21 protein-coding genes and 5 tRNA genes are annotated in these 23258 nt (G+C 50.7%); 13 read left to right on the forward strand and 13 right to left on the reverse strand.

Annotation, left to right across the window (positions count from 1 at the left end; all coding sequences use genetic code 11):
- Window positions 1-65: 65 nt before the first annotated feature.
- Both BZG81_RS01870 and can read right to left on the reverse strand, forming a co-directional pair.
- Window positions 66-473, reverse strand: coding sequence for a hypothetical protein (locus tag BZG81_RS01870; RefSeq protein WP_131826061.1), 408 nt, complete (start codon window positions 471-473; stop codon window positions 66-68).
- Between the two features lie 57 nt (window positions 474-530).
- Window positions 531-1205, reverse strand: coding sequence for a carbonate dehydratase (gene can, locus BZG81_RS01875; protein ID WP_077459835.1), 675 nt, complete (start codon window positions 1203-1205; stop codon window positions 531-533).
- Between the two features lie 212 nt (window positions 1206-1417).
- Here can and BZG81_RS01880 point away from each other — a divergent pair, with 212 nt between their 5' ends.
- From BZG81_RS01880 to BZG81_RS01890, 3 genes are all read left to right on the forward strand, one after another.
- The gene (locus BZG81_RS01880) at window positions 1418-3076 is read left to right on the forward strand and encodes a SulP family inorganic anion transporter (RefSeq protein ID WP_077676617.1); all 1659 of its coding nucleotides are present in this window, start codon (window positions 1418-1420) and stop codon (window positions 3074-3076) included.
- A 205-nt stretch (window positions 3077-3281) separates the two neighbouring features.
- Window positions 3282-4205 (forward strand): ABC transporter ATP-binding protein, encoded by a 924-nt coding sequence (locus BZG81_RS01885; RefSeq protein WP_077645810.1) that lies wholly within the window; start codon window positions 3282-3284, stop codon window positions 4203-4205.
- On the forward strand, window positions 4202-4972 hold the full coding sequence (locus BZG81_RS01890) for an ABC transporter permease (protein ID WP_077676618.1): 771 nt from the start codon (window positions 4202-4204) through the stop codon (window positions 4970-4972). Before BZG81_RS01885 ends, BZG81_RS01890 begins: the two co-directional genes overlap by 4 nt.
- A gap of 84 nt (window positions 4973-5056) precedes the next feature.
- On the opposite strand, the gene mrcB is transcribed toward BZG81_RS01890, so the two are convergent.
- Entirely contained in the window at window positions 5057-7399 is a 2343-nt protein-coding gene (gene mrcB / locus BZG81_RS01895; RefSeq protein WP_077676619.1) for a penicillin-binding protein 1B, read from the reverse strand.
- An 8-nt stretch (window positions 7400-7407) separates the two neighbouring features.
- Entirely contained in the window at window positions 7408-9861 is a 2454-nt protein-coding gene (hrpB, locus tag BZG81_RS01900) for an ATP-dependent helicase HrpB (protein WP_077676620.1), read from the reverse strand.
- 65 nt (window positions 9862-9926) lie between these two features.
- Here hrpB and thpR point away from each other — a divergent pair, with 65 nt between their 5' ends.
- The 8 genes from thpR (at window position 9927) to panC (ending at window position 16575) form a co-directional block, all read left to right on the forward strand.
- Entirely contained in the window at window positions 9927-10478 is a 552-nt protein-coding gene (gene thpR, locus BZG81_RS01905; RefSeq protein ID WP_077676621.1) for an RNA 2',3'-cyclic phosphodiesterase, read from the forward strand.
- A gap of 19 nt (window positions 10479-10497) precedes the next feature.
- Window positions 10498-11220 (forward strand): DNA/RNA nuclease SfsA, encoded by a 723-nt coding sequence (sfsA, locus tag BZG81_RS01910; protein ID WP_077676622.1) that lies wholly within the window; start codon window positions 10498-10500, stop codon window positions 11218-11220.
- A gap of 123 nt (window positions 11221-11343) precedes the next feature.
- A complete protein-coding gene (dksA, locus tag BZG81_RS01915) occupies window positions 11344-11793 on the forward strand; it encodes an RNA polymerase-binding protein DksA (RefSeq protein WP_021024195.1) in 450 nt (149 codons plus the stop codon).
- Between the two features lie 197 nt (window positions 11794-11990).
- Window positions 11991-12875 (forward strand): tRNA glutamyl-Q(34) synthetase GluQRS, encoded by an 885-nt coding sequence (gene gluQRS / locus BZG81_RS01920; protein WP_021024196.1) that lies wholly within the window; start codon window positions 11991-11993, stop codon window positions 12873-12875.
- 79 nt (window positions 12876-12954) lie between these two features.
- Window positions 12955-14352 carry a polynucleotide adenylyltransferase PcnB gene (gene pcnB / locus BZG81_RS01925; RefSeq protein WP_077576185.1) on the forward strand — a complete coding sequence of 466 codons (1398 nt, stop codon included), beginning with the start codon at window positions 12955-12957 and terminating at the stop codon, window positions 14350-14352.
- Entirely contained in the window at window positions 14349-14840 is a 492-nt protein-coding gene (folK, locus tag BZG81_RS01930; protein WP_077459828.1) for a 2-amino-4-hydroxy-6-hydroxymethyldihydropteridine diphosphokinase, read from the forward strand. Before pcnB ends, folK begins: the two co-directional genes overlap by 4 nt.
- Before the next feature lie 35 nt (window positions 14841-14875).
- On the forward strand, window positions 14876-15670 hold the full coding sequence (gene panB, locus BZG81_RS01935) for a 3-methyl-2-oxobutanoate hydroxymethyltransferase (protein WP_077676623.1): 795 nt from the start codon (window positions 14876-14878) through the stop codon (window positions 15668-15670).
- Between the two features lie 11 nt (window positions 15671-15681).
- On the forward strand, window positions 15682-16575 hold the full coding sequence (gene panC, locus BZG81_RS01940; RefSeq protein WP_077660093.1) for a pantoate--beta-alanine ligase: 894 nt from the start codon (window positions 15682-15684) through the stop codon (window positions 16573-16575).
- Here the strand turns inward: panC and BZG81_RS01945 are convergent.
- The 9 genes from BZG81_RS01945 to mutY form a co-directional block, all read right to left on the reverse strand.
- Window positions 16572-17831, reverse strand: a complete 1260-nt coding sequence (locus BZG81_RS01945) for an HD-GYP domain-containing protein (protein WP_077669140.1) — start codon at window positions 17829-17831, stop codon at window positions 16572-16574. The two genes, panC and BZG81_RS01945, sit on opposite strands and share 4 nt — an antisense overlap.
- A gap of 228 nt (window positions 17832-18059) precedes the next feature.
- Window positions 18060-18135: transfer RNA gene (locus BZG81_RS01950), tRNA-Phe, on the reverse strand.
- 68 nt (window positions 18136-18203) lie between these two features.
- A tRNA-Asn gene (locus BZG81_RS01955) sits at window positions 18204-18279 on the reverse strand.
- A 4-nt stretch (window positions 18280-18283) separates the two neighbouring features.
- Window positions 18284-18359: transfer RNA gene (locus BZG81_RS01960), tRNA-Phe, on the reverse strand.
- 2 nt (window positions 18360-18361) lie between these two features.
- A tRNA-Thr gene (locus BZG81_RS01965) sits at window positions 18362-18437 on the reverse strand.
- 45 nt (window positions 18438-18482) lie between these two features.
- Window positions 18483-18558, reverse strand: a tRNA-Phe gene (locus tag BZG81_RS01970).
- A gap of 136 nt (window positions 18559-18694) precedes the next feature.
- Complete coding sequence (mltC, locus tag BZG81_RS01975; RefSeq protein WP_077669347.1) at window positions 18695-19837, reverse strand: membrane-bound lytic murein transglycosylase MltC; 1143 nt, start codon at window positions 19835-19837, stop codon at window positions 18695-18697.
- A gap of 101 nt (window positions 19838-19938) precedes the next feature.
- A complete protein-coding gene (locus BZG81_RS01980; RefSeq protein WP_021024203.1) occupies window positions 19939-20211 on the reverse strand; it encodes an oxidative damage protection protein in 273 nt (90 codons plus the stop codon).
- Window positions 20208-21296 carry an A/G-specific adenine glycosylase gene (mutY, locus tag BZG81_RS01985; RefSeq protein WP_077669346.1) on the reverse strand — a complete coding sequence of 363 codons (1089 nt, stop codon included), beginning with the start codon at window positions 21294-21296 and terminating at the stop codon, window positions 20208-20210. Before mutY ends, BZG81_RS01980 begins: the two co-directional genes overlap by 4 nt.
- 201 nt (window positions 21297-21497) lie before the next feature.
- Between mutY and trmB the strand changes: the two genes are divergently transcribed.
- Window positions 21498-22214 (forward strand): tRNA (guanosine(46)-N7)-methyltransferase TrmB, encoded by a 717-nt coding sequence (gene trmB / locus BZG81_RS01990; protein ID WP_077669345.1) that lies wholly within the window; start codon window positions 21498-21500, stop codon window positions 22212-22214.
- A 90-nt stretch (window positions 22215-22304) separates the two neighbouring features.
- Window positions 22305-23225, forward strand: coding sequence for a glutaminase B (gene glsB, locus BZG81_RS01995; protein WP_077669344.1), 921 nt, complete (start codon window positions 22305-22307; stop codon window positions 23223-23225).
- Window positions 23226-23258: the final 33 nt, after the last annotated feature.

The raw sequence follows: 23258 nt of genomic DNA on the forward strand, positions 1-23258 counted from the left end.
TCGAGTGTGAACTCGATGTCGCTACTGGGGGATTAAGGCGCACAGGCCTTCAGGAAAGCGAACGATTAACGCGAATGAATAAAGCGATATTGCAGATTGTGTTCTCGCCAGCCTCCGAGGCGGGGGAACGAAAATGCAAGATATTGGCGGGAGAGATACACCCCAAGCACGCACAAAAAGGCGATGAGGTGCCAAGCAAGGCTAACGTGCGTGGGAGGAAAAAGGGTGGCTAAATGTGGCGGTTGGGGATCGTCATCCAATAAAGGGGCTGGCAGTGCAACGCTGGCTCTTGCGGTCGACAGTAGGGCCGGTGTGTGTTGTAGCGTATGAATTTGCTGATTTGGCTGCCACGGTGAAACATGAGATTTCGCCACGGCATTAGCGATCACCGCAAACAGCATCAGGCTCGCCATCAGCCACAAGAGTAGCGGAGAGCGATGCGTAGCGTGGGATGAAGGTGTGATCGGAGTCATGGTCGTGTTGTACGACGATTCATCACCGCGCACAAGCATTATAGCGTCAGCATTGTGTCAATTTTCATAGAGAGGATGTGTGGCCGCGCCGGGGACCAAATGGCTCATCGCCGCTTGATAGTGTATCTCTAACGATTCACGGCTGTTCGCTGTCATACCGAGATCGCGTAAGATCCCGTCAGTAGTGTCGTAAAACCAGCCATGGATATTGACATCTTGGCCTCGTTCCCAGGCGGCGCGTAAAATGGTGGAGTTGCCTAAATGATAAACCTGCTCAGCGACATTGATTTCACATAAACGATTACCACGCGCTTGGGGCGGCAATTGGCTCAGATAGCTTTTATGCTTAAGGTAAAGGTCGCGAATATGTAATAGCCAATTATTGATAAGACCCAGCTCGGGATTTTCAATCGCGGCATGCACCCCGCCACATCCGTAATGACCACAGACAATAATATGCTTGATTTGCAGCACATCAACGGCATATTGCACTACCGACAAGCAGTTTAAATCCGTGTGGATCACTTGGTTGGCGACATTGCGATGCACAAACAGCTCGCCAGAGTCTAATCCTGTTAGTCGCTCAGCAGGCACACGGCTATCGGCACAACCAATCCACAAATATTCCGGATGCTGCTCTTTCGCTAGGTCGGCAAAAAACTGGGGATCCGTATCACGAATGTCTTTTGACCAGGCTTTATTGTTGGCAAATAACGCTTTTATCTGGGCCATGCTCACTCAGTCTGTTGGCAAAGTTATCAATCGTCACTATACCGCACTCTTGAGGTGTGAAATATACTGAGATCAATATTCACATTTTTTTACATCGGTCGCGTCCAGCGGATCACGCTGTGATGCTTTCAACCACTGCTCGGATAGGTTAATACGAGAAAATTCGTATACTGTTCGCTCTATCATAATCTTAACGGCAGTCGAGGTAGTGCGTGTTTGATAAAGGACGATTTGCGCAGTTGTCATTAAAGGGGGATTTATTCGGCGGGGTGACCACCGCGATTATCTCATTACCACTGGCGCTCGCCTTTGGTGTTGCCTCCGGTGCTGGCGCTGAGGCCGGGTTATGGGGAGCGATTTTGGTGGGGCTGTTCGCGTCGCTATTTGGTGGCTCTTCGACGCTGATATCAGAGCCCACGGGGCCGATGACAGTCATTATGACCGCGGTACTCACCGCCATGATGTCGCGTTACCCCGAAGGTGGCCTTGCCATGGGCTTTACTGTGGTGATGATGGCGGGCGCGTTTCAAGTGCTGATTGGCAGTTTGCGGCTGGGCAAATACGTAACCTTGATGCCGTATAGCGTGGTGTCCGGTTTTATGTCGGGGATTGGCGTGATCTTGATTTTGCTCCAACTCGCGCCATTATTAGGGCAAGCGGCACCGTCCGGCGGCGTCTTAGGCACCCTGACAGCGATACCGGATTTAGTGATCAATGCCGATATTAAAGAAGTTTTTCTTGGTGCGCTCACCTTGGGTATTTTGTTTTACTTTCCGGCCAAATATCGTCGTTTTATCCCAGCTCAGCTTGTCGCCTTAGTCAGTATTACCTTGGTGTCGATACTGCTTTTTGATGCCGAGAGCATCCGCCGTATTGGTGAGATCCCGACCGGTTTACCCTCGCTAGTAGTGCCTCATATCACCGCAGAGCATTTTACCACCATGGTCATTGATGCTTTGGTGCTGGGGACGTTAGGATGCATAGACACCTTACTGACCGCAGTGATTGCCGACTCGCTGACTCGCCAAGAACATAATTCCGACCGTGAATTGCGCGGCCAGGGCGTCGCCAATATGATTGCAGGCCTGTTTGGCGCACTGCCGGGGGCCGGTGCTACCATGGGCACTGTGGTCAATGTGCAAGTCGGGGCGCGTTCACCGTTATCGGGGATATTCCGTGCCGCTATTTTAGCCGCAGTCGTGTTAGTGGCGGGGGCATTAACGGCGCCGATCCCAATGGCTGTGCTAGCCGGTATTGCGCTTTATGTCGGTTTTAATATTCTCGATTGGAGCTTTCTACATCGCGCGCACAAAATCAGCTTGCAGCAAACCGGTATCATGTACGGTGTGATGGCATTGACTGTATTTGTTGATCTGATTGTCGCGGTGGGCCTGGGTGTCTTTATTGCTAACTTACTGGTGATCGAGCGATTAAGTCGCGAGCAGGCAAAACAGGTACGGGCCATCAGTGATGCGGAAGACGATGAAGTGCCGTTAAATGATGAAGAGCGTGCGCTTTTAGATGCCAGTAATGGCCACGTACTCTTTTTCTACTTGTCTGGCCCGATGATTTTCAGTGTCTCAAAGGCCATTGCCCGTCAGCACGCTCATATCAGTGAGTTTCGGGTGATGATCCTCGACTTAAGTGATGTGCCTATGCTGGACATGACGGTAGGGCTGGCATTGGAAAACGCAATCAAAGATGCGCGTGAAGCGAATTGCACGGTATTTTTACTTTGCCCGCATGATGAAACGCGAGAGCAACTTCAGCGCCTGCATATTGGCGATTGGGTGCGTGACGCGCACATCTTCACTTCGCGTAAGCCTGCACTCGAAGCGGCCAATCGATTAGTCGAAGTCATGCCTGCGTAAGCGTATTGACTGCCAAAGCGTATTTATTCTCAACGCGCATTTATTTCCAAAAGGCAAAGTCGCGATAGCATGGATCGTGGTTAATCGCCGCCCTCAGTGCGATTAACCCTTTTTTTGTGGCGGTGTTTCTCAGACCAATACCGGTTACCATAGCAACATTGATGCGTCAGACAGCATGATGCTGATTTTATCTTAACGGGAGCTTATGAAAGCAATTGAAATCAAGGATCTCGTCAAAACGTACGGGTCCAATGTGAAGGCATTGAAAGGCGTATCGCTCTCGGTCGAGGAGGGCGATTTTTATGCGCTACTCGGGCCAAATGGCGCGGGGAAATCCACGACTATTGGCATACTGAGTTCGCTGGTCAATAAAACCCAAGGGCAGGTCAGTATTTTTGGCTATGACTTAGACACCCAAAAGGTGGAGGCGAAAAAGCAAATTGGTCTGGTGCCACAAGAGTTCAACTTTAATCAGTTTGAGAAAGTGCAGCAGATTGTGGTGAACCAAGCTGGCTACTATGGGGTGCCGCGAGCGCAAGCCAAAGCGCGTGCAAAGAAATATCTCTCACAACTGGATTTGTGGGACAAGCGCCATGAGCCCGCGCGTAATTTATCGGGTGGAATGAAACGGCGGTTGATGATAGCCCGTGCCTTGATGCACGAGCCGCGTTTGCTGATCCTGGACGAGCCAACCGCAGGCGTCGATATTGAGCTGCGCCGTTCTATGTGGGACTTTTTAAGCCAGATTAATCGTCAAGGGATCACCATTATTCTCACCACCCATTATCTGGAAGAAGCCGAAACCCTGTGCCGTAATATTGGCATTATCAATCGGGGGCAGCTGGTCGAAGATACCTCGATGAAGGCGTTGTTATCGAAGTTAGATGCTGAGACCTTTATTCTCGACCTCCAACCAGGGCATCAGCTCAATGCGCTTGAGGGCGTGAACTGGCAGACCACTGACACCAATACCTTGGAGGTGGAAGTCAGCAAGTCAATGGGATTAACCCCGGTCTTTGAGCAGTTGTCACAACAGGGAGTGCAAGTATTATCCATGCGTAATAAGGCCAACCGTTTAGAAGAGTTGTTTGTCACCTTAATTCAGAAAAATGGGGAGGAGCACGCATGAATGCCTTGTATTGGATTGCATTTCGTACCCTCATTCACAAAGAAGTGGCGCGTTTTACTCGGATCTGGGTGCAAACCTTGGTCCCGCCCGCGATTACCATGAGCTTGTACTTTGTCATTTTCGGTAATTTGATTGGGTCGCGTATCGGCCAGATGGAAGGCTTCAGTTACATGGAGTATATCGTTCCTGGCTTAATCATGATGTCAGTGATCACTAACTCCTACTCCAATGTGGCGTCTTCTTTTTTTAGTGCCAAGTTTCAGCATAATATCGAGGAGCTGTTAGTCGCGCCTATCCCTAACTATGTGATTATTGCCGGTTATATTGGCGGAGGCATGTGCCGTGGCTTAGCGGTGGGGGCTTTAGTGACGATGACGTCCTTGTTCTTCGTGGATTTGCAAATCGCGCATCCATTTATCGTGGTCACCACGGTGACGCTGACCTCTGCCGTGTTTGCGTTAGGAGGCCTGATTAACGCCATCTTTGCTAAAACGTTTGACGATATCAGCCTGATCCCGACCTTTATACTGACCCCGCTAACGTATCTCGGTGGCGTGTTTTATTCGCTGTCGCTGTTGCCTGAGTTTTGGCAAGGGGTGTCTAAGCTGAACCCTATCGTGTATATGGTTAACGCGTTTCGCTATGGCTTTTTAGGGGTATCCGATGTGGGGATCATGACATCATTTGGGGTGCTGTTACTGTTTATTATCGGCTTATACGCGCTGGCTTGGCGCTTGATTTCTAGAGGCACCGGCTTGCGTAGCTAAATACCACACCGCCCCAGTCAGTATGGCTGGGGCGTTTTTTTGCTCGCTGTTTGGTATACAAACGCGTATCGAGTGGACAAGGTGTCAATTAAATAAACCTTTAAGCCAACCGACGGGATCCGGCTGGCGACATCGCTTGGCAAACTGGCCATTTATGTCCCATACGGGGAGCGACGTCTCACCGCGACAATTTAGCGCGTATTGGCTACCTTGTTGGCTGACCGCCACGGTGGTGATGTCGGCAGGCCAAGGGAGTGCCAAGGGTGTCGCGCCTCGACGATTTAAATAATCATCATAAACACGTAAAGCACCAGAGGCCCCGGTGAGCCCTGTCGATTGATTATCATCGCGGCCCAACCACACCGTGGTAACTTCTTTGTCGTCGATACCGACGAACCAGCTATCACGGTTATCATCTGTTGTCCCCGTTTTGCCTGCGAGTGCTGCATGGCGATGACGTTGCTGCAAGAAACGCCCTGTTCCCTGTTTCACCACTTGCTTCATCGCATACAAGGTCAGCCAACCAGCTTGCTCAGGCACAACACGTTCCGCTTTGGGCCAGTTTTGATACAAACCTTGACCTTCTTTGGTAGTAACGGCCCTCAGAGCCGTTAATGGGGCCCTTTGCCCTGCATTGCCCAGTGTTTGGTAGACTTGAGTGACCTCAAATGGACTCATGCTAAATGCCCCCAGAAGCAGAGAGGGAACGCGTGGAATGGTGTCAGTTTTTGCCCCCAATTGACCAAAGGTGTTAACCACACTTTCTAACCCCAGTTGCATGCCGAGGTTGACCGTTGGCACGTTATAGGATTTTGCCAAGGCGGTCAGTAACGACACGGTGCCGCGGTATTGGCGATCATAGTTGCGAGGTTGCCAACTGCTCCCTTGACTGCCTTCTAAACGAATGGGCTTATCGTCAATATTACTGGTGAGCTGAAAGCGTTCAGGCTGATTTAATGCCGTCAAATAAACCGCAGGTTTGGCGAGTGAACCGATAGCGCGTTTCGCATTTAAGGCACGGTTAAAGCCTGCAAAGCCCGGGCGAGCGCCACCCACCATGGCACGGACCTCGCCACTTCGTCTGTCTGCGATCACGGCGGCGGCTTCTAGTTGATTTCCTGCGCGATGTTTAAGCGCCTTCACCTTTTCGGTCACCGCCCGCTCAATCGCTTGCTGTGACACAGGATCAAGGGTGGTGAAAATACGTAACCCAGCGCCAGCGGCATATTTATCACCGACTTTATGACGGATTTCTTCTTTGAGTTGATCAAAGTAAGCCGGTTGAGGACGCGATAGGGTAGGCGTTTTTTGAATATCAAGCGGACGGCTGGCTGCCGCTTGGTAATCGGCGCTTGACAGTCGATTTTGCTCTAGCATCAGTCGTAGCACCAGATCGCGACGACTTTTCGCGCGTTCAGGGTGGCGGAACGGGTTGTAGTAGGAAGGCCCTTTTACCATCCCCACGAGCAGCGCCAGTTGGTCAACCCGTAACTCGCTAATCGGACGTCCAAAATAGAGTCGCGCGCCTAACGGAAAACCATGTACGGGTTCGCCGCGATTTTGTCCCAGATAGACTTCGTTAAAGTAGGCTTCTAACAGTTTATCCTTGCTGTAGCGAAAATCGAGGATCAATGCCATGTAGGCTTCTTGCGCTTTTCGCCACAAGGTGCGATCGCGGGTGAGAAAGAGGTTTTTAGCCAGCTGTTGCGTTAAGGTAGAGCCGCCTTGTACGGTACGACCGGCGCGAATGTTAGCCACGAGTGCGCGTAAGATCCCCGTGGGTGAAACGCCTTCATGGTGATAAAAATCTCGATCTTCTGTGGTGAGTAACGCCTCGACTAAAAACTCTGGGAAACGCTCTCGGGGTAAAAATAGGCGTTGCTCATTGATGCCAGACTCCATCATGCCCAGTAATTTCGGCTCGATGCGTAAAAGCCCTAGCGATTGGTTGGCGTTAACGTCAGTAATCTGGTTGACTTGATTATCGCCAAAGCTCAGCATCGCATGTCGTGCGGGCGCCGGGCCATCTTCAAAATCAAACGGACGACGAATGATTTCAAGCCGTGTTTGTGAGGCCGAATACTCACCAGGGCGCTTCGGCGTGCGTACTTTTTGGTAATTCAGCGCATCCAATTGCTGACGTAGTTGAAGGAGTGATACATCGCTACCTGGTGAGAGGTTAATCACTCGGCCATATACCACGCCCGGAAGCTGCCAAATTTGGCCGCTACTAAAACGGTCTTGTATCTTACCATCCAGATAAATACCGAGCATGACAACGGCAGCGATCCCCACCAGGCTGCACTTCAATCCGAAGCTTAACAAGCGTTTGCTCCAGCTCGGTTTGGCGGCGGCTTTGTTTGGCTGACGCTTCGGTGATGAACGTTTTTTATTGCTCGCGTGTGAACGTGTTTTTTTATCGGCCATACAATCGATTAACTCTGGTTAAAATGGCGTTTGGTTTGACGCGTTGGCGCATGGTTAGCCGGATCATCCGGCCAAAGGTGCTTAGGGTAGCGCCCTTTCATTTCCTTTTGCACCTCTTTATAACTCCCTTGCCAAAAGCCGGCGAGATCTTGGGTAATTTGTAATGGACGTCCGGCGGGTGAGAGCAGCTCAACTTGCACGGCAACGTGGCCGTTGGCGAGCATTGGAGTTTGTGCCTGTCCATACATTTCTTGCATTTTCACGGCCAGTACCGGTGCACTGTCCGGGGTATAACGCAGTGGATAACGCGACCCGGTTGGCACTGTTATATGTGTGGGCAGTGCCGCATTTAATTGCTTGGTCACCGCAAAGCCGAACCAGGCTTCCAACACGGGTTTGAGATCCAATTGCTGGAGCGCTTGCCAGCGTGACATGTCATGAATAAAAGGGGCCAGCCAGGTATCGAGCGAAGCGAGTAAGTCTGCATCGCTGAGTGACGGCAGCGCAATATCCAATCCCCATGCTTGGGCGCAGCGTGCACGCGTCAGCAAGGACTGGCTGGGGCTTTGCCAATTCAATGCATCAATGCCTTTTTGGCGAACGGCATCCAATAGCCCTTGTGTTTGCTGCTCGGCACTCAGCGTGTCGAGCGGTTCGCAAGCGAGGACTAATTCGCCCAAACATTGCTGCTTTTCTGCTTTCAGCGTGCCACGTTTATCATCCCATGCGACCACATCGCGATGGCTAAATAAATCGGGACGCGCATCTTGAAGCGCAGTCAGTGAGAGAGCAATCGCACTATAGGCCCGACTGTCCCCCTGATCACCGGCCATTACATCACAGATGACGATGGCGTCGGCGCGGCTGAGTGGGTCTTGGCTGTCCAAGATGACGCCGTGGCCATTGGCCATCATAAAGCGGCCCGATTTTCCGCGTGCCAGTGCGATTCTATCTGGCCAAATGTTAGCGGCCAGTAGCGGCAGCAGGGTATCATCGAACTGAGGTTGCAAGGCAATGCCAACACTACGGGCTAGTGACTGTGCGCGGTGCTGATAGTCTTTGTAGGACATCGCTACGCGCAATTGGTCGATAAGTGCCAGTGAGGCTCCCGAGGTCATGGGTTTTTCGGCCCACGCCGCCAGCCAGCACGCGGTGGATAGCGTCGAGGTATCGGCTTTTTCAACGCGTGCCAACATGGCGGCAGTACGAGGGCTGGCTGCCAAGTGGCTTGCGCGTTGCCCCAAGGTGGTTAATCCGTGGCGTGCATCAATCAGCCCTAATTGTGTCAGTCTTAGACAGGCGGCTTGCCAATGTTTGGTGGGCGGCACGTCAAGCCAATGTAAATCTTTGACGTCGCAGCCCCACTGGATCACATTGAGGGCAAGATCGGTTAAATCTTCACGCAAAATAGGTGCAGTCGGTACAACTGGTAAGCGCTGAAATTGCTCTTCACTATAAAGCCGTAAGCAGTGTCCATGTGCGAGGCGACCTGCGCGGCCCGCTCGTTGGATCGCAGCACTGCGCGTGACTTGTCTTGTCACCAGCTTATCAAGGCCCGTTTGCGCTTGATGCATGATCATGCGCTCAAGCCCCGCATCAATCACCAGCTGGATCCCTTCAATGGTTAAGCTGGTCTCAGCAATGTTGGTGGTGAGTACTAACTTGCGCATGCCAGCCGGTGCGGGATAAATAGCCGCTTGCTGGGCTGAAATATCAAGGCTGCCGTGGAGTAAGTGGAGATCCATGTCATTAGCAAGGCGCCCTTTAATGGCCTCATGAACCTGTCGAATTGCGCCCATACCGGGAAGAAAAAGCAGTGCCGAGCCGCTGTGCTGAGCCATAAAATCCAAGCTCGCACTGGCAACAGCACTTGCCCACGGTGTGTGCCGTGAAAGCGGCTGATACTGATAATGAATCGGGAAACTGCGCCCCTCAGTGGCGAGTGTGAGTGCGTTGGGCAAATACTGACATAAGGCTTGATTATCTAGGGTGGCGGACATGACGACCAAGCGCAGATCGTCACGTAACCCTGCTTGGCAATCTAAGCTTAATGCGAGGGCAAGATCAGCATGTAGACTGCGTTCGTGAAACTCGTCGAATAAAATCAGGCTCACACCGTCGAGCATGGGATCAGTTTGCAGTAAGCGGGTCATCACCCCCTCGGTCACGACTTCTAATCGTGTGTTAGCACTGACTTTTGTCTCGCCACGCATTCTTAACCCGACCGTTTGGCCGATAGGCTCATTCAAATGATGGGCGAGGAAGCGGGCAATATTGCGCGCCGCAAGCCGACGCGGCTCCAGCAACACGATTTTTCCCTCTCGCGTTGTCTGCTCAAGCAGCGCGAGTGGCAAGCGTGTTGACTTCCCGGCCCCCGGTGGCGCGGAGACGATGATCTGTGGATGCGTTGATAGCCCGGCGATAAGGTCAGGAATCACGGTATCAATCGGAAGCTGAGACAAGAATTTGCCCTTTGTGTCAGAATCAAAGCCGCTATTTTAACGGACTGAGTGTAAAAGGAGAGCCCATGCGACTATTTTTCGCATTAGGTTTGGACGAGAAAACCAATCAAGCCGCTCGGGAGCAACTTGTTCGCTACAACCATCATCTTTGTGGTGAGGGGCGCGCGGTGCCCGAACAGAACTTACATCTCACCTTGGCGTTTTTGGGTGAGGTCCCTGATACTAAGCTCCCTGCGCTCCAAACCGCGGCAAGTAACCTGGCTCTGCCTGCGTTTTCTCTCACTACCTCAGATGTTGAAGTATGGGAGCAGCCGAAAATTGCGTGTGTGACGTTCAACCAACCCCCGCCGGAATTGTTTGATCTAGCCCATCACTTACAAACCTTGCCTGTTTGGCACGCTAAAGCGGACAGTCATGCGTTTACTCCGCATATTACCTTGCGTCGTGGCGTTAAGCATCAACAAGCCTTACACCTGCCACCTTTGCCAACACAGATATTTGCCTGTCAACGCTTTGGCTTATATGCTTCGTCTTCCTCCGCGTCGGATGAATCGATACCGCGAGACAATGAGGGGCGGGCGTTATACCAATGCCTGCATCAATTCAGCCTTTGTTAATCATCAGCAGGAACGGCAGATGCAGTTTTCCCCACCACTAGCGTCGGCAACCTTAGTACGTCGTTATAAACGGTTTTTGACCGATGTGACCTTAGACAATGGCGAGCGCCTGACCATCCATTGTGCCAATACTGGCGCAATGACCGGGTGTGCAACGCCCGGAGATACTGTGTGGTACTCGACGTCAAATAATCCGAAGCGTAAGTATCCACACAGTTGGGAGCTCAATCATACTCAGCAGGGAGATTGGATTTGCGTGAACACCACGCGTGCCAATACCTTGGCCGTTGAAGCGGTGCAAGCTGACCGTATTCCTGAACTAGCCGGTTATGCACAATTACAGACAGAAGTACGCTATGGCAGTGAAAATAGCCGTATTGATTTGCTGTTACGTGACGATGACAAACCCGACTGCTATATAGAAGTAAAGAGTGTCACTTTATTAGAGAGTGATGGTTGGGGCGCATTCCCTGATGCTGTCTCGACGCGAGGACAAAAACACCTCCGTGAGCTGATTGCGATGGTCGAACAAGGACACCGCGCAGTTTTATTGTTTGTTGTTTTGCACTCAGGGATTGAAAAAGTCACAGGTGCCCCCCATATCGACCCGGATTATAACCAGCTGCTCAATCATGCGCTGGCCTCGGGGGTTGAAGTCATTTGCTATCAAGCTCAGGTGTCAGCGAGTGAGCTAAATCTGGTTAATTCCGTACCTTTTGTTGCTCACACAACAAAAGTGTAAGCATGTTCACATTGGGCGTTGCGGGGCGTAAATCAAAGATTGCCACCCTAAAGGCTTTCTGCTATAGATAGCGCCCTCATTTGACAGACACGTGTCATGTCAAGGTTTTTTAGGAGAAGCTGAATGCCAGAAAGCAAAGAAAAGAAATCGCTGGGCATCCTGGCCTTAGCTGGATTAGAGCCATACCAGGAGAAACCTGGAGAGGAATATATGGGCGAGCCACAGCTCGAGCATTTCCGTAAAATCCTCAATGCATGGCGTAATCAGCTCAGGGAAGAAGTCGACCGCACCATGAATCATATGAAAGATGAGGCGGCAAATTTCCCCGATCCTGTCGATCGTGCAGCGCAGGAAGAGGAATTTAACCTAGAGTTACGTAACCGAGATCGTGAGCGTAAGCTGATCAAGAAAATTGATAAGACACTCCAGCGTATCGAAGACGATGATTTTGGCTTTTGCGACTCATGTGGCATCGAGATTGGCGTTCGTCGCTTAGAAGCGCGTCCAACCGCCGAGCTATGTATTGATTGTAAAACACTCGCTGAGCTGAAAGAAAAGCAAATGGCGGGATAATCATCACTGAGGGAGTCGCGCGCAAAAATATCGCGGGCGGCTATCATCCCACAAAATAGTAATCACCCCATAAAACAAAAGGGAGCTTCGGCTCCCTTTTTGTGTTTGTAGACGCTTGTGTTCATGCAAGATCCCCGTACAATTTGCGCTATTCATTATCCGCCCATGGCGCTGAGACCCGAGTTCATTCGTTTATCATGACATCGCACGCTGCTTATATCGGTCGTTTTGCGCCGTCGCCATCAGGACCTTTACACTTTGGCTCATTGGTGGCTGCGCTGGGCTCTTATTTAGATGCTCGTGCCCATCATGGCCGATGGCTGGTACGGATTGAAGATATCGATCCGCCACGAGAAAAGCCGGGCGCGGCCAGTGAGATTCTGCGCACGCTTGAGGCGTACGGCCTATATTGGGATGGTGCGGTTCGTTATCAAAGCCAGCATCTAGGTGACTATCAGGCGCAAATTGATGCTTGGCTCGCGTCAGGGCGCGCGTATTATTGCACGTGTACACGGCGTCAAATTAAACAGGCAGGTGGCGTCTATCCAGGTTGGTGCCGAGATAAAAACAAAGCGGCTGAACACGCTGCGGTGAGGCTAAAAAGTCCGGTTGAAGTGTTAGCGTTTAACGATCGACTGCATGGTTCGTTGCCTCTTGATCAGCAATTGGCTAACGAAGACTTTATCATTAAGCGCCGAGATGGGCTCTATGCGTATAATCTTGCCGTCGTGTTAGACGATATTGACCAAGGGGTCACAGACATTGTCCGAGGGGCGGATTTAATTGTTCCAACGGGACGCCATATTGGATTATATCGTCTGTTAGGCGCGCGACTGCCGCACTACCTGCACCTCCCGTTGGCATTAAATGCGGAGGGGCAAAAACTATCGAAACAAAATCGTGCGCCAGCTATTGATAATCAAGCCCCGCTGCCTGCGTTACGTGCAGCGATGCGGTTTCTTGGTTTACACGCAGTCGCAGAGGAAAAGGTGGCAACGCCTACTGAATTACTAAATCTTGCGGTCAATACGTGGTCGTTGACGCACTTACCCAAACAAACGGAAGTGACGACAGCATTCTAAAATGGCCCACCCTGATATATTATATGCCGCTGTTTCATGGCCCGAACAATCAAATATGAGGTGAGCTATCTTTAATCGAGTGACCAGCTTTTGCCGTAAGGTTCTGAATCGTGATGGTAAAACACGAGCAATTGAGGATCTTAAGTTGGAAGTTATCCCCCGCAAAGCACACGGCATTTCGCGCAAAGGTATCAGCGAAAATGCGCTGAAAGTGCTCTATCGCCTGCATAAAGCGGGCTATGAAGCGTACCTCGTTGGCGGAGGGGTGCGCGATCTGCTATTGGATCGCGAACCTAAAGACTTTGATATCGCCACCAATGCCACACCGGATGAGGTGCGAAAGTTATTCCGTAATTGTCGTCTGATTGGCCGCCGTTTTCGCCTTGCCCATATTTTGTTTGGACGAGATGTGATTGAAGTGGCAACTTTTCGAGGTCATCACGGCAAAAGCGAGCCAGACAAAAAAGACAAGCAAACAGCACGTTCTGAAGACGGTATGCTGCTGCGCGATAATGTCTACGGCACCATTGATGAAGATGCGCAGCGCCGCGACTTCACCATTAATGGACTGTATTACAACATTGCTGACTTCTCTATTCGTGATTATGCCGGTGGACTGGACGATCTAAACAATCGCATTGTTCGCCTGATCGGGGACCCAGAAACGCGCTATCGAGAAGATCCGGTACGTATGCTTCGAGCCGTGCGTTTTGCGGTGAAGCTGGACATGACCATTAATGATGCAACCGCGGCACCGATGGTTGAGTTGGCGCCCTTATTACAAGACATTCCCGCGGCACGTATGTTTGAAGAAAGCTTAAAGCTGCTGCAAGCGGGGCAGGGGCTTGCAACCTACCAAATGCTGCGTGAGTACAACTTATTTCAGCAGCTTTTCCCTGCGGTCGCGGCCCACTTTACTGAAGCGCAAACCAGTCAAACTGAACAAATGCTTGAGCAGGTGTTACGTTCAACGGATAAACGCGTTGCTAACGATCAGCGCATCAATCCCGCTTTCTTATTTGCGGCGATGCTTTGGTATCCCTTGGTGACACGTGCTGAAGAAATGGCGTTTGAAAGTGGTTTAAGTTACTACGATGCTTTTATGGTAGCGGCGAGTGATATTGTTGACGAACAAGTAAAAACCGTTGCCATCCCTCGCCGTTTTACCGCGATGGTGCGAGAAGTCTGGCAATTACAAATGCGCATGACCCGTCGTACGGGAGCGCGCGCATTCAAAACGTTGGAAGAGAAAAAATTCCGCGCGGCGTTTGATTTGCTAGAAATGCGCGGTGCGGTAGAAGGTGATGACACGGAAGCATTGTGTGCGTGGTGGCGAGACTTTCAACGCGCCGATCAGGGTGGGCGTCAAAAAATGGTGCGTGCGATCAATAAGGTTAGCAACACGCGCTCTCCTAAATCACGCCGTCGTAAAGGGCCGCCGCGTCGGCGCAAACCGCAGTCGAACTCAGACGCATGAACCGAGTGTATATAGCGATTGGCAGCAACCTAGGTGAGCCGATAAAAAAAGCACAACAGGCGATTGCGGCACTAAAAACACTGCCGCAAAGTTCTTGGGTGGCCGTGTCTTCTCTTTATACCAGTCGGCCAATGGGGCCAGCGGATCAGCCTGATTATGTCAATGCAGTGGCTGCGCTGGACACCTACCTTGACCCTCTGACACTATTGGATGCCACGCAAGCGATTGAGCTTGATTATGGCAGGGAACGCAAAGCAGAACGTTGGGGCCCAAGAACCTTAGATCTCGACATTTTGCTTTATGGTGACCGTGTTATCGAGCATCCACGACTGACGGTGCCACATTACGGCATGAAAGTACGTGAGTTCGTGCTTTATCCACTTGCCGACATCGCCCCTGACTTGTGCTTGCCGGATGGCAGTACGCTCGCCGCGTGCCTGACGCGCGTGGATCGTAACGGTTTAACCCGTATCTGCGATCACGCTTAATCGGTGGGCCCCAGTTTCAGGCTTTGGGAGACACAATGAAAAAAATCACAATTACTGATCTGATCACATGGAAGCAACAAGGACAAAAGTTTGCATCCCTTACCGCCTATGATGCGAGCTTTGCTCAGCTGTTCGAGCAACAGGATGTCCCTGTTTTGCTGGTGGGCGACTCCTTAGGTATGGTGCTACAAGGGAAAAGCGATACCTTATCCGTATCCGTTGCCGATTTGGCCTATCATACGTGTTGCGTGCGTGCAGGCAGCCCGAATAGCTTGTTAATGGCCGATATGCCATTTATGAGCTGTACAACCCCCGAGCAGGCGTGTACGAATGCCGCTGAATTGATGAAAGCGGGCGCCAACATGGTCAAAATTGAGGGCGGTGCCTGGTTAGCACCAACCGTAAAAATGTTGACTGAACGTGCGGTGCCGGTTTGCGCGCACCTGGGCCTGACACCGCAATCGGTGAATATCTTCGGCGGCTTTCGCGTGCAAGGGCGTGACGATGAAAAAGCCGAACAGATGGTGGCCGACGCCGTTGCACTAGAGCAGGCAGGTGCACAAATCATCCTACTTGAGTGCGTACCAGCGTCACTCGCCAAGCGGATTACCGACACCGTCTCGGTACCTGTCATCGGTATTGGAGCCGGCAGTGACACCGATGGTCAGATTTTGGTCATGCACGATATGCTTGGCGTATCGGCTAACTATATGCCCAAATTCTCGAAAAACTATTTGGCAGAAACAGGTGATGCCCGCGAAGCGGTGGCCAAGTACGTGCAAGAAGTGGCGAGCGGCGAATTTCCCGGTCCCGCCCACACGTTTAAATAGAGAGACCGAGTATGCAGATAATTTCTGAGGTTGCGCCACTGCGCGATCACGTCGGCCAGTGGCAAAAAGCGGCCAAGCGTATTGCGTTTGTGCCCACCATGGGAAACTTACATCAAGGCCACTTAACCTTAGTCCGTAAAGCCCGAGAGCAGGGAGATGTGGTGGTGGTTAGTATATTTGTTAATCCCATGCAATTTGATCGCGCTGACGATCTGGCTAACTACCCGCGCACCTTGGATGATGACTTAACCAAGTTGCGTGAAGAAGGTGTCGATCTTGTCTTTACGCCAAGCGTTGATACCCTCTATCCTCACGGCCTTGAGGCACATACAGCGGTTGAGGTACCAAAACTCTCATCCATGCTAGAGGGCGCGTCTCGTCCGGGCCATTTTCGTGGTGTCGCGACCGTGGTGACTAAGTTATTCAACCTCGTGCAGCCTAATGTAGCGTGTTTTGGGGAAAAAGATTTCCAGCAGCTTGCTGTCATCCGCAAAATGGTTACAGATATGGCGATGCCGATTGATATTATTGGTGTGCCAACCGTGCGTGAAAGCGATGGTTTAGCCATGAGCTCTCGCAATAACAATTTAACCGTGGATGAGCGCCAGCGTGCCCCTGTGCTCGCAAAAACGATGCGTTGGATGAGTGCGCAAATGCGTAATGGACGGCGTGATCTGGATGATCTGATTGAGGATGCGCACGATCAGCTGCGTGCTGCGGGTCTTCAGCCCGACGAGTTCTACATCCGCGATGCTGACTCGCTAGGGACGATCACTGATAATAGCCGCCAAGCGGTTATTTTGGTGGCGGCTTACCTCGGTACCACACGCTTGATTGATAACTTCATGGTCGATTTACAGCGTGCGACGGAAAAAGCGGACAAGACAGAGACCGCGAACCACTAACTGTCTGCATCCATAAAGTACGAAATACGTGTCCTTGGTTTTAAGTACGCTTTCACCTCCTCAGGGAGTTTAGAGATAGGCACGGCCGTGTCTATCTCTAGTTCACTATCACGCATGTCAATAATGGTCGCTTGATCCGACGGAATGTCGGGATCATAAATCATCACATTTGGTTTGAGCAGTGCGGTGCTGTTAACCGAAATAATAATACCGACTTCCTCATTAGAGAGTTTAACCACTGTACCGGGCGGGTAGACGCCCATCATCTTGACGAATAACGCTAGCAGACGCGGATTAAACTTTGCTTTATTCTCTTTAAACAAGTGAGACAAAGCCGCAAAGGGCATACGAGCGGGCGCACCAAACTGTGGGCGGCATAAGCGATCGAAAAAGTTAACCATGCCAACAATCTGCGCAGGCTCCTCAATCTCATCACCATTCAGACCTTTTGGAAACCCACTACCATCGGCAAATTCATGATGTTGAGCAATGATAGCCTCGACTTCGGGCGTGCATTCGTCCATGTCTGCTACTAATTCCGCGCCATAGTTCACGTGCTGACGGTAGTAGTTCATTTCAGGGTCGGTTAAACGCTCTTTTTTACGGACAATCGCAGAGGGGACTTTTTTGGTCCCAATGTCATGCAATATCGCGCCTGTCATGAGGGAGCGAATCTGATCGTTGTTATAGCCATGACTGCGTGCCACCATTAAAGCTAAGACGGCAACGTTTAGCGAGTGCGCATACATATCTTCCGCCAATGTCGGATCATCCATCAGATGCAAGGTGACATTCGATTCACTGCCAAATAGCATCATGCTATCAACCAGCATACGAACATCCTCGTTGGCTGCCTGAGGGCGGTTTGAGGCTTTCATATTGATAGCACGTAGTTGTGCCATTGAACGCTGATAGTGTTTCTGTACTTTTTGGATCCGAGCATGAAAGCGACGCTGTTCTTCTATGCGCTGTTGTTTTTCTCGCTCCATTGCCTCTTTGTCTCGGCTGACCGCGTTTGGGTCAATTTCATCTGGATTTTCTTTTTTTTCTGCCAGCGCAGGCAAGGGCACGGCGGTACTTTTATCTGGATAGTAATAAACAAAGCTCGTGGGTAGAGAGCGTATCAGCTTAGCTTGGGCGTCACTCTCGATTTGAAAGCGGTTGAGCATAAAAGGGTGCTCACGCCATTTTAAGGGGAGTTTGATATAAAGACCGGCTTGAAGTCTGTCTGTAGACAGTTTGATGCTAGCTGACATGTGGATACGGCACTCGTTCCATGAGATGAGAAATCATGAGAAGAAAGAATTAGCACATAGATTAGCATAAAAAAAGCCCCACTCGAGAGAGTAGGGCTATTTCTAATATGGTGCCCGGAGGCGGAATAGATCGCAGCCTGCAAGGTGCGGCCTGCAAGGTCACCGGCACGGGTGTCGGTGCAAGCATAAAAAAAAGCCCCACTCGAGAGAGTAGGGCTATTTCTAATATGGTGCCCGGAGGCGGAATCGAACCACCGACACGGGGATTTTCAATCCCCTGCTCTACCGACTGAGCTATCCGGGCGTTTTACATGTTATAACATGTAAACTTCAAAAAAGCGCTAGCCTTCGGACTAGCGCTTTCTTTAAAAGTGGCTCCCCCAACTGGACTCGAACCAGTGACATACGGATTAACAGTCCGCCGTTCTACCAACTGAACTATGGGGGAATAATGGTGCCTCGAGGCGGAATCGAACCACCGACACGGGGATTTTCAATCCCCTGCTCTACCAACTGAGCTATCGAGGCAATGGTGCCGGCTGCCGGAGTCGAACTGGCGACCTACTGATTACAAGTCAGTTGCTCTACCAACTGAGCTAAGCCGGCACACAAATCGCGAAATACTGTGTGTCACACCATTATTTCATTATATGGTGCCCGGAGGCGGAATCGAACCACCGACACGGGGATTTTCAATCCCCTGCTCTACCGACTGAGCTATCCGGGCTAACGGGGCGTTATTAAACGGATTTTCGGTCTCACCGTCAACTGTTTTTTTGAAAAAAGTCCGGATATCGCATTGTTTGGATAAAAAGACAGCGAAGTGCGATAAAAACACGCAAAAATTCGACCCTTATCGCGGTTTACTGGGGAAGTTGCGCGAAGTCTTTTTGATAGCGTGTGACCTTTTGTAAGTAGCGTCTTGACTCCGAAGAGGGGTGGCGATGGGTTAGCGCCCAGTAGACTTGGTTAGGTTTTAAACGGTTCAGGTATTGCATTGCACGCTCGCGGTTATTATCAAAGGTCAGTAGCACATTACCGGTGCCGCCGTTATAAGCGGAAATCATACTGTAGTGCAAAGAAAGTGGGTCTCGCACCGCTTTGAGATAGCGATTTTTGAGAATATAGAAATAGGCGGTTCCCATATCAATGTTCTTTTCTGGATCAAAAAGGTACTCAGGTGTGGGCTGGCCACGACGTTTTTTTACCAGTTTGAATACATCGCGTCCCGCCGTTTTCGGGACCACTTGCATCAATCCATAGGCGTTGGCCCAGCTCACAGCATACGGGTTAAAGCTACTCTCGGTTTTAATAATGGCATAAATCAGCTTTTCAGAGATGCCGTAACGTTCAGAGGCACGACGGACAATATCCGCATATTGATAGCTGCGTTGTGCGGCGTGATCCGTCACCATAGGAATAGTGACAAAATACATGTTTTGAAAACGGACCTGTTTTTTCTTTAGCCGCCGGTCAATAAGATAGTCAGCAAAGCGATTGGCGCGCCATTGCCAGGTGATGGCTTTACCTTCGTGATCAACCACTTGCCCTTCGAGAAATGGGCGTCCCGTCAGCGGAACTTTTGCTGCAGAGTAAAGATCCACAGAAGCAGGATCGCGCGGGGTTAATAGGGTGGTGACAATGGCTTGTCTGAGGTGATCTTTCGGATCGTCAGTTGCGACGGTTTCCACTTGGATCACACCGCGTTCAAAGTCGATTCGTGCGCGACTTTTGTAATTATCCGTGTATTTGACGTAGTCACGTTTTCCGGAAACAAAGACTTGATCTTCGCCCCAGCGGACTTCGATTTTGCCAGTAAATTGGCTGATAAGCTGATTCAGGGCGTCGATATCTTTTTCGAATTGCCCTGGAATAGGCGCTAGATTTTTCGCAAACCGGTTAGTCGTTTGGTAATCCACGCCCACATATTTTTCGACGCTCTCTCGGCTGCAGCCGGAGAGCAACGCGCCATAACAGCACACTAACAAACAGAGTATTCGCGTCATTTTTGATTGTATTAGGATAAAAAAACACCCGCATTGAGCGTAACACAATGCGGGTGCGTTGCTGTGGTCAAGCCGCCTAGCTGTGGGCGACACCACGGAATTTACGCTTCGGGTGGCACATAGCCATCGATTTGCACGTCTTTTCCTTCAAACAAAAAGTTGACCATTTCTTGTTCAATGATCTTACGATGTTCAGGATCCATCATATTGAGCTTCTTTTCATTGATAAGCATGGTTTGCTTCTTTTGCCATTCCGCCCAGGCTTCTTTGCAAATATTGTCATAAATGCGTTTGCCCAACTCTCCCGGGTAGAGTTGAAAATCGAGTCCATCGGCTTCTTTTTGGAGACGTTGGCAAAATACGGTACGGCTCATAATCTAGGCTCCTTGTCATCGCCGGTTAGAGATTGTTGGCGCTCATGTTCAAGCAAGGTTAACAGCTTTTTCACTGGGGCCGCTAATCCTACTTTTGCAGGTTGTGATAAGTTATACCAAAGCCCTTGGTTGGCTTCCATGATGATTTGCGGTCGCTCAGCCACCGAGACTTTAATCGGTACAATATCTAAGTGAAAGTGACTGAAGGTATGTCTAAACGCGGTTAAGACCTCAGTTTTGACCGGTTTGATATTATGTAGCTTATCGGCAATATCGGCCTCGAGCGTGTGCTCAACCGCTTCAGGCAAGCACCATAACCCGCCCCAAAGGCCGCTTGGTGGTCGTTGCTCTAACCAGATTTCATCTTGATGCTGGATCAGCAAAAAACTGGTTTGTTTGACCGGTAAGGTTTTTTTCGGTTTTTTGCCAGGAAAATCCATTTGCCGACCTTGTGCGCGTGCCTCGCAGCGGTCGGCAACAGGGCAAAGATCACATTTAGGCTTGCTTCGTGTACAAACCATCGCGCCCATATCCATCATGGCTTGGTTGTACTTGTCGGTATCTGTGGTGGGCGTGAGTGTTTCGGCAATCTCCCATAACTTGTTTTCTACCGGCTTTTTACCCGGCCAACCTTCGACGGCAAAACAGCGCGCTAAGGTGCGTTTGACGTTGCCGTCTAAAATGGGGTGCGGTTGACTGAGCGACAAAGAAAGCACGGCGCCGGCGGTTGAGCGGCCGACACCTGGGAGCGCCATGACCTCATCGAGCGTGGTAGGAAATACGCCATCATGGTGGTTGGCAATCACTTGTGCCGCTTTGTGAAGGTTGCGGGCACGGGCGTAATATCCTAACCCCGTCCATAAATGAAGAACTTCATCCTGATCGGCATTCGCTAAGTCGATAACGGTCGGAAACCGTGCCATAAACCGTTCAAAATAAGGGATTACTGTGCTTACTTGGGTCTGTTGCAGCATAATCTCACTGAGCCAGACTTTATATGGCGTTTTGTTTTGCTGCCAAGGTAAGGTTTTACGGCCATATTGCTCATACCAGTTTAAGATGGCATCGGAAAATGATTGACTCACTGTGTTCTCTCTTATTGTTTTGCTCACACGTGCACAAAGGCAGGCCACAGGGTACACTAACGGCAGGGCGTACTAATAGGATCAGCGCGTCCACCTTGCGCTATCGCAAAAACTTTGCATAATGCGCAGTCCGTTTAGATTTCCAACAATCGATGGTGACGGCTACCGGCATCATTACTACTGCATCACAGGCACCCAATCATGACTGAAGTCACTAAAACCGAACTCACCGAGGATGGCAAAGTTATTCGTAAAGTACGCAGTTTTGTGCGTCGCGAAGGCCGTTTAACGAAAGGGCAAGAGCAAGCGCTAAACGAATCCTGGCCGACCATGGGGATTGACTTTGACGCCACCGAGCTTGATTGGCAGCAGGTGTTTGGTAATGATAATCCTGTGGTATTAGAAATCGGTTTTGGCATGGGCGCCTCTTTGGTTGAAATGGCAAAAAATGCCCCTGAGAAGAACTTTGTGGGCATTGAAGTGCATACCCCTGGTGTGGGCGCCTGTTTAATGGCAGCGCGTGAAGCCGGTGTCACCAATCTGCGTGTGATGTGCCACGATGCGGTCGAAGTGTTTGAGCAAATGTTGCCGAAAGAAAGTTTGGACACGGTGCAACTTTTCTTCCCTGACCCATGGCATAAAAAACGTCACCACAAACGCCGTATTGTGCAGTTACCGTTCGCTGAAATGGTAAGAGACAAGTTAAAAATGGGTGGCGTATTCCACATGGCGACGGACTGGGAAAACTATGCTGAGCACATGATCGAAGTGATGGAAGCGGCGCCTCACTATCAAAATACCGCAAAAGAGGGCTATTATGTTCCTCGTCCTGAAGAGCGCCCGCTGACTAAATTTGAGCAGCGCGGGCAGCGCCTGGGTCATGGTGTATGGGATATCAAATACACACGCACAGCCTAATGTGCTAAGGCGCGACGGCGCAGATAAGTGAAAGCGGAAAGCCAACCTCAGGTTGGCTTTTTTGTCCCCTGTTGTAAAAGGATCCTGTTGGTGAAACCAAGCTCTCAACTGTTAGCGCAAATCCTGGAGGATGTCCGTCCTTTAATGGGTCGCGGTAAGGTGGCTGATTACATTCCAGCCCTTGCGGATGTGCCGAATCATAAACTCGGTATTGCGGTTTGCTACAACGATGGCGACCTGATCACCGCCGGTGACGCGGACGAAGCCTTTTCTATCCAGTCGATTTCTAAAGCGTTAAGCCTGACATTGGCAATGCAAAATTATCGCGCGGAAGAAATATGGACACGGGTTGGTAAAGAGCCCTCTGGTCAGGCTTTTAACTCATTAATCCAGCTTGAGATGGAGCAGGGGATCCCGCGTAATCCGTTTATCAACGCTGGCGCCTTAGTCGTCAGTGATATGCTGCATACGCGTCAATCAGCCCCTCGCCAGCGGATGTTAGAGTTTGTGCGTCAGTTAGCGGACAACCCCCATCTTTGTTATGACAAGGTGGTTGCGGATTCAGAAATGCAGCACAGTGATCGCAATGCGGCAATTGCTTATCTGATGCGTGCGTTTGGCAATTTTGACAATGAGGTGGTGCCGGTTTTAACTAATTATTTCCACTATTGTGCATTAGAAATGAGTTGTGTTGATTTGGCCAAAGCCTTTTTCTACCTGGCGAATCAAGGAACGCCTTTATCGGGAAAAACGCGGATTTTAACGCCGACGCAAAGCAAGCAAATGAATGCGCTCTTAGCGACGTGTGGCTTGTATGATGGTGCGGGTGAGTTTGCCTACCGTGTTGGTATGCCTGGCAAGTCTGGCGTTGGTGGTGGGATTATTGCAATTGTGCCAGGCGAAATGTCGATTGCCGTTTGGTCGCCAGAACTGGATCCATCGGGTAACTCGTTAGCAGGCACCGCCGCTTTAGAGCTGTTATCTGCTCGGATTGGGCGGTCTATTTTCTGATCCTAGCCCCGATACCGGTGAATAAAAAGCCCC

It is taken from the genome of Salinivibrio sp. MA607, assembly GCF_001996245.1.
GTDB lineage: Bacteria > Pseudomonadota > Gammaproteobacteria > Enterobacterales > Vibrionaceae > Salinivibrio > Salinivibrio costicola.